The organism is Kitasatospora sp. MY 5-36 (genome assembly GCF_001182915.1).
In the GTDB taxonomy this organism is placed as follows: Bacteria; Actinomycetota; Actinomycetes; order Streptomycetales; family Streptomycetaceae; genus Kitasatospora.
The window spans coordinates 1-5946 of record NZ_LFVW01000686.1 but is presented as its reverse complement, the minus strand read 5'-3'; the positions used below and the strand labels follow the sequence as shown (position 1 = coordinate 5946).

Annotated in this window: 5 protein-coding genes and 1 pseudogene; 2 read left to right on the top strand and 4 right to left on the bottom strand. The window is 73.2% G+C overall.

Annotated features, from left to right (window positions below):
• Positions 1-148 precede the first annotated feature (148 nt).
• Together AE652_RS33610 and AE652_RS33605 are read right to left on the bottom strand one after the other, a co-directional pair.
• Positions 149-1537 (bottom strand): gluconate:H+ symporter, encoded by a 1389-nt coding sequence (locus tag AE652_RS33610; protein WP_049658545.1) that lies wholly within the window; start codon positions 1535-1537, stop codon positions 149-151.
• 2 nt (positions 1538-1539) lie between these two features.
• On the bottom strand, positions 1540-2094 hold the full coding sequence (locus AE652_RS33605; protein ID WP_049658540.1) for a gluconokinase: 555 nt from the start codon (positions 2092-2094) through the stop codon (positions 1540-1542).
• Between the two features lie 217 nt (positions 2095-2311).
• Between AE652_RS33605 and AE652_RS33600 the strand changes: the two genes are divergently transcribed.
• Both AE652_RS33600 and AE652_RS33595 read left to right on the top strand, forming a co-directional pair.
• On the top strand, positions 2312-3007 hold the full coding sequence (locus tag AE652_RS33600) for a FadR/GntR family transcriptional regulator (RefSeq protein WP_049658539.1): 696 nt from the start codon (positions 2312-2314) through the stop codon (positions 3005-3007).
• 196 nt (positions 3008-3203) lie between these two features.
• The gene (locus AE652_RS33595) at positions 3204-3740 is read left to right on the top strand and encodes a hypothetical protein (protein WP_143204763.1); all 537 of its coding nucleotides are present in this window, start codon (positions 3204-3206) and stop codon (positions 3738-3740) included.
• 15 nt (positions 3741-3755) lie between these two features.
• On the opposite strand, the gene AE652_RS33590 is transcribed toward AE652_RS33595, so the two are convergent.
• Both AE652_RS33590 and AE652_RS33585 read right to left on the bottom strand, forming a co-directional pair.
• Positions 3756-4523, bottom strand: a complete 768-nt coding sequence (locus AE652_RS33590) for a metallophosphoesterase (RefSeq protein WP_063780355.1) — start codon at positions 4521-4523, stop codon at positions 3756-3758.
• A gap of 19 nt (positions 4524-4542) precedes the next feature.
• Positions 4543-5946, bottom strand: a pseudogene (locus tag AE652_RS33585) (hypothetical protein); the annotation flags it as partial.

Below are 5946 nucleotides of genomic sequence, written 5' to 3'. Positions count from 1 at the left end.
GGAGGAACTGCTGACGGCGACGGCGGCGGTGCTGTCGGGGCTGCCGGGGCGCTGACCCGACTCCTGGCACGGCCGGGAGGCCGGAAACGCCGAGGGGCGGCACCCGTACGGTCACGGGTGCCGCCCCTCGGCGGTGCTGCTTCGCGCGCTAGATGATCAGGCTGAGCGGCATGATCAGGGCGATCGCGACCACCGAGATCACCGTCTCCATCACCGACCAGGACTTCAGCGTCTGCCCGACGCTCATCCCGAAGTACTCCTTCACCAGCCAGAAGCCGGCGTCGTTGACGTGCGAGAGGAACAGCGAACCGGCGCCGATCGCGAGCACCAGCAGGGCCGCGTGGGTCGAGGACATGTTCGCGGCGAGCGGGGAGACGATGCCGGCCGCGGTGATCGTGGCGACCGTCGCCGAGCCGGTGGCCAGGCGGATCAGCACGGCGATCAGCCAGCCGAGCAGCAGCGCGGAGATGTGCCACTTGCCGGACCACTCGCTGACCGCGTTGCCGACGCCCACGTCGATCAGGGTCTGCTTGAAGCCGCCGCCCGCGCCGACGATGAACACGATGCCGGCGATCGGGCCGAGCGACTTGCCGACGGTGTCGGAGACCCGGGCCTTGTCGAAGCCGGCCGCCTTGCCGAGCGTGACCATGCCGAGCAGGGTCGCGGCGAGCAGCGCGATCAGCGGGGAGCCGATGAAGTCGAACACCCGCTGGCCCAGCGCCTTCGGGTTGTCGATCACCACGTCGGCCAGCGCCTTGCCGAGCATCAGCACGACCGGCAGCAGGATGGTGGCCAGCACCGCGGCGAAGGAGGGGGTGCGGTCGTGCTTGGCCGTCTCCTCGGGGGCGGTGGCCGCCGGGATCTCCAGCGGGCCGACCCAGCGCTCGGCCACCCGGGCGAACAGCGGACCGGCGATGATCAGGGTCGGGACGGCGATCAGCAGGCCGAGCGCCAGAGTGATGCCGAGGTCGGCCTTCAGCGCGTCGACGGCGACCAGCGGGCCCGGGTGCGGGGGCACCAGGCCGTGCAGCACCGACAGGCCGGCCAGGGCCGGGATGCCGACCCGCATCAGCGGCACGTTGCCGCGGCGGGCGACCAGCAGCACGATCGGGATCAGCAGGACGACGCCGACCTCGAAGAACAGCGGCAGGCCGAGCACGGCCGCGATCAGCGCCATCGCCCAGGGCAGCGCCTTGTTGCCGGTTCGGGAGAGCACGGTGTCGGCGATGATGTTGGCGCCGCCGGAGTCGGCGAGCAGCTTGCCGAGCATCGCGCCGAGGCCGATCAGCAGGCCGACGCTGGCGACGGTGGAGCCGAAGCCCGTCGAGAAGCTGCTGAGCAGCTTGTCGAAGGGGGCGCCCGCGACGGCGGCCAGCAGACCGGAGCCGAGCGTGAGGGCGAGGAACGGGTGCAGCTTCAGCTTGGTGATCAGTACGACGATCGCACCGATGCTGAGCAGCACCGCGATCAGCAGCTGGGAGTCGCTGCTGGTGTGCGGCAGGGCCGGTGGGGCGGCCGCCAGCAGAGTGGGGGCAATGCTCACGCGAGGTCTCCATTGACGGGCCGCAGCAGCGCCACGGCCATCTCGACGAGTTCTTCGGGGGACGGGCCCACGTCCAGGGCGGCGCCGCGCTCGTCCGCACCCAGGGGCTCCAAGGTGGCGTACTGGGAGTCGAGCAGCGACGTCGGCATGAAGTGGCCGGTGCGGTGGGAGAGCCGGTCCTCGACCAGCTCGTGACCACCGCTGAGGTGCAGGAAGAAGGCACCCGGGGCGTCCGCGCGCAGGATGTCGCGGTAGCGGTGCTTCAGCGCCGAGCAGGTCACCACGCCGCCGGTACCGGCCTCGGCCCGCTCCTTGAGCCAGGCGCCGATGGCGCGCAGCCAGGGCGCGCGGTCCTCGTCGTCCAGCGGGATGCCGGCCGACATCTTGGCGATGTTGGCCGGCGGGTGGAAGTCGTCCGCCTCGGCGAAGGGGAGAGCGAGGCGGTCTGCCAGCAGGCGGGCCAGGGTGGTCTTGCCGACGCCCGAGACGCCCATCACCACGATGGTGAGGGGGGACTGCGGGAAGTCGTGGTTCTCGACGCTGAGAGCCATGGGGTGGTGCTCCTTCGTTGCCTGGCCGCCACTATCGCCTCAAAGATATGACGTATTCAAGTGGCGGAAACCAAATCGTCATACTTTTGCGGTGTGGTCTGGGTCGCAGGACGCCACGACCCGGACCGCGGGGCGGCACGACCCGGACCGCGGGGCGGCACGACCACCGCCACAGGGCGACGTGAACGCGCGCGGGGCGGGCGTCTACCCTGGGCGGATGGAGATCCAGGGGCTGCCCGGGCGGCTGCTTGACGAGCTCGGACCGGCGATCGCGTCGGGGGAGGTCCCCGAGGGGGCCGTGCTGCGCGGCGAGGAGCTGGAGCACCGGTTCGGGGTCTCCCGGACGGTGGTCCGGGAGGCGGTGCGGATCCTGGAGGGGATGCGCATGGTGGCGTCCCGGCGACGGGTCGGGATCACCGTGCAGCCGAAGTCGGTCTGGGACGTCTTCGACCCGATGGTGATCCGCTGGCGCCTGGCCGGCTCGGACCGGCCCGCCCAGCTGCGCTCGCTCGGCTCCCTGCGGGTGGCCGTCGAACCGGCCGCGGCCGCGCTCGCCGCCACCCACGCGAGCGACGACGACCGGCGCGAACTCAGTTCACTGGCCGTGGATCTGACGGTCACCGCGCGGGCCGCCGACCTGGCCACCTTCCTCGAACACGACATCGCCTTCCACTCCCTGGTGCTGCGCGCCTCCGGCAACGAGATGTTCGCCCACCTCGGGGACACCGTCGCGGCGGTGCTCACCGGCCGGACCGAGTACCATCTGATGCCCGATCAGCCGGAGTCGTACGCGATCCGGCTGCACCGCGAGGTCGCGGAGGCGATCTGCGCCAAGGACGCCGGCCACGCCGAGCGGGCGATGCGGACGATCGTCAGCGGCGCGCTGGAGGAGCTCAACGCCCAGCTGGACTGAACCGGGGCGCCGGGGGCGCCTGCCAGGCCTGCCGGGACGGCAATGACGGCCCGGATGGCACGGTTTGGCGGCAGTTCGGCGGTTATGGAGGCATAGTCCTGGTTCGGCGGGGCAGAGTGAGCCGAGGGGGCGCGTTTCGTGTGCGCCCGTTCCGTATGCTTCACCGAACACGCGCCACGCGCCTGGGGGTCGCTCGATGTCCGTGCCACGCCGCCGCCGTCGCCGCCTACCCGACGAGGTACGCGCCGCCGCAGTCCGGGCGGTGCTCTGCCTGTCCTTCACCCTGGTCGGCGTCGTGGTGGCGACGCTGGCCTCGTACGCGGACAGTTGGCTGCTGACGCCCGCGCTGCTGGCGATGGGGCTGGGGGTGTTCGGCACCATGTGGTGCCTGGTGGAGATCCTGATCTCCCGCCAGGTCGCGGCCCAGCGGATGCAGTCGCCGGGCTCCGCGCACCCGATGGCGGGCAGCCGGGCGCCCTCCGAACCGCTGGCCGCGCGGCCGTTCCCCCGGCCCGGCTCGTCCTCGGTGTACCGGCAGCCGTACGAGTCGCCGCAGCCGCAACCGCAGCCGTACGGGCCGGGGCGGCAGCAGCCGCAGCCGTACGGGTCGGGGCAGCCGCCGTACGGGAACCAGCAGCCGCCCCGACCGCCGTACCAGCAGCCCTACCAACCGCCGCGGCAGCCACCGCAGCAGCCACCGCGCCAGGCCCGGGTGCAGCCCAACCACCCGTAGCACCAGGCGGATCGGTCAGTCCCGGAGCGGCAGCGCCCGGTAGTGGGTGGTGAGCCGGCGGTCCTCGTCCAGGACGTGGAAGGCCAGCATCGGCGGGTGGTCGAAGGAGATGCCGGGCCCGCCCTCGAAGGGCAGCGTGACGGTGGAGACCACGCCGGGCGCGATCAGCAGCGGCAGGCCGGCGAAGGCGGTGGCCGCGGAGGTGTGCGCGTGGCCGCAGAACAGGGCGGCCACCCGGGGGTGGCGGCGCAGCACCCGCTCCAGCCGCTCCTCGCCGAACTGGCGGATCGGGTCGACGTACGGCAGGTGCAGTTCCACGGGCGGGTGGTGGAAGGCCACCAGGGCGGGCAACTCGGTGCGGCCGGAGGCGAGTTCGGCGTCCAGCCAGTCCAGCGTCGGCTCGTCCAGCAGGCCGTCGTGCTGCCCGGGTATCGAGGAGTCGAGCATCAGCACGTCGGCGCCCGGCAGTCGGTGCACCCGGTTGACCGGCCCCTCCCCCGGCGCCTCGCCGAGCAGCACCTCCCGGTACGGCGACCTGGAGTCGTGGTTGCCCGGACAGGTGAACACCGGGTGCCGGGAGACCAGGACCTCGGCGACCTGCCGGTACTCCTCCGGCAGGCCCTGGTCGGCGAGGTCGCCGGTGACCAGCACCGCGTCCAGCGGGCCGGGCAGGGCGTCGAGGTACGCCATCACCTGCTCGGCCCGCCGGCGGGCACGCTTGCCGTCGTCCCGGCCGTGGTCCTGGCCGAGGTGGATGTCACTGAGGTGCGCGATCGTCAGCATGGCGATCACGCTAGCCAGTTCACGGCTGGGCGGGAACCTCCGCGGGGCGCTTGAACATCCGGGTGGCGGTGATCTCGCCGTGGATGGTCGGGCCGTCCGGGTCCGGCGCGGCGGGCAGGCCCGGACGCAGGTGCTCCTCGACCGAGATGTACTTGAGGCCGGCCCGCAGGTCGGCGTCGTTGCGCAGGCGGATCACCAGCGGGAACTCGGCGAGCGCGGTGGTGTCGAACAGGCCGGTGGTGTAGATCAGCTGGACGCCGAGCGCGTCGGCCACGGCCCGCTGGAGCTCCAGCAGGTAGGTGGCGTTGGCGCGGCCGATCGGGTTGTCCAGGAACAGCGTGCCGGCGTGCCGCAGTTGGGACTGGCCGCGGTCGTTGGCGCGCAGCGCGGCCATCGTGCAGTACAGCGCGATGGCGGCGGTGAGCAGCTGGCCGCCGGAGAAGACGTCGGACATCTGGCCGACGCTGACCCGCTCGGCGCGCAGCACCGCGTCGGGCTTGAGGATCTCGACGCTGACGCCCTTGGGGCCGATCGCGGCGGCGACCCCGCGCAGCAGCAGGGACATGCCGTCGCGGCGCAGGTCGCTGTTCTTCCTGACGGCGGCGCGGGTGGCCTCGTCGATGACCTCGCCCAGGCGCTCGACCAGGGTGGCGTGGTCCGGGTCCTCGAAGCGGATCCGGAGGAACTCCTGGCCGGACCACTCCCCCAGGCCCTCGGGCAGCCGGGAGAGCCGCTGGGCGGCGCGCAGGGTGGTGAGCGAGGACTCGACCAGGCCGCGCAGCCGGTCCACGATCGAGCCGCGGTTCTTCTCCAGCTGGGCGAGCTCGTCGGTGAGCACCCGCAGCCGGGGCGCGAAGGCGGTGGCCCAGGCGGCGGCGTGCTCGGGCAGCGCGGAGGCGGGCAGTTCGCGGATCTGCTGGCGGGCGGGGGTGCGGACGGCCTCGTAGCGGGCCGCGTTGGCGTGCCGGACCAGGGCGTCGGCGGTGTCGCGGACGGCGAGTTCGGAGGAGGACAGTTCACCGGCGGCGGTGCGCAGGGCGCGGCGGGCCTCGGTGGCACCGGTGCGGGCCTCGGCCAGCGAGCCCAGGTACGGCTCGACCGGGTCGTCCGGGTCCTCCTGGTGGTCGCGCAGGCCGTCGCGGAGCTGGCCGGCCAGCTCGTCGAAGTCGGCGGCGGACGCCTGGGCGGTGTCGAAGGTCCGCTGGAGGTCGGCGTGGGCGGTGCGGGCGGCGTCCAGGGCCTCGCGGCGCTCGGCCAGGCGGCTGGTGGCGGTGCGCAGCAGGGCCTGGGCGTGCTCCGGATCGGTGGGGACGAGGTCCTCGGGCAGCTCGGTGTGCGCCTCGCCGTCGGCGGGGGCGGAGCGCTCGGCCTCGCCGCGCAGCCGGCCGAGCTGCTCGCTGGCGGTGGCGGAGCGGGCCTCGAT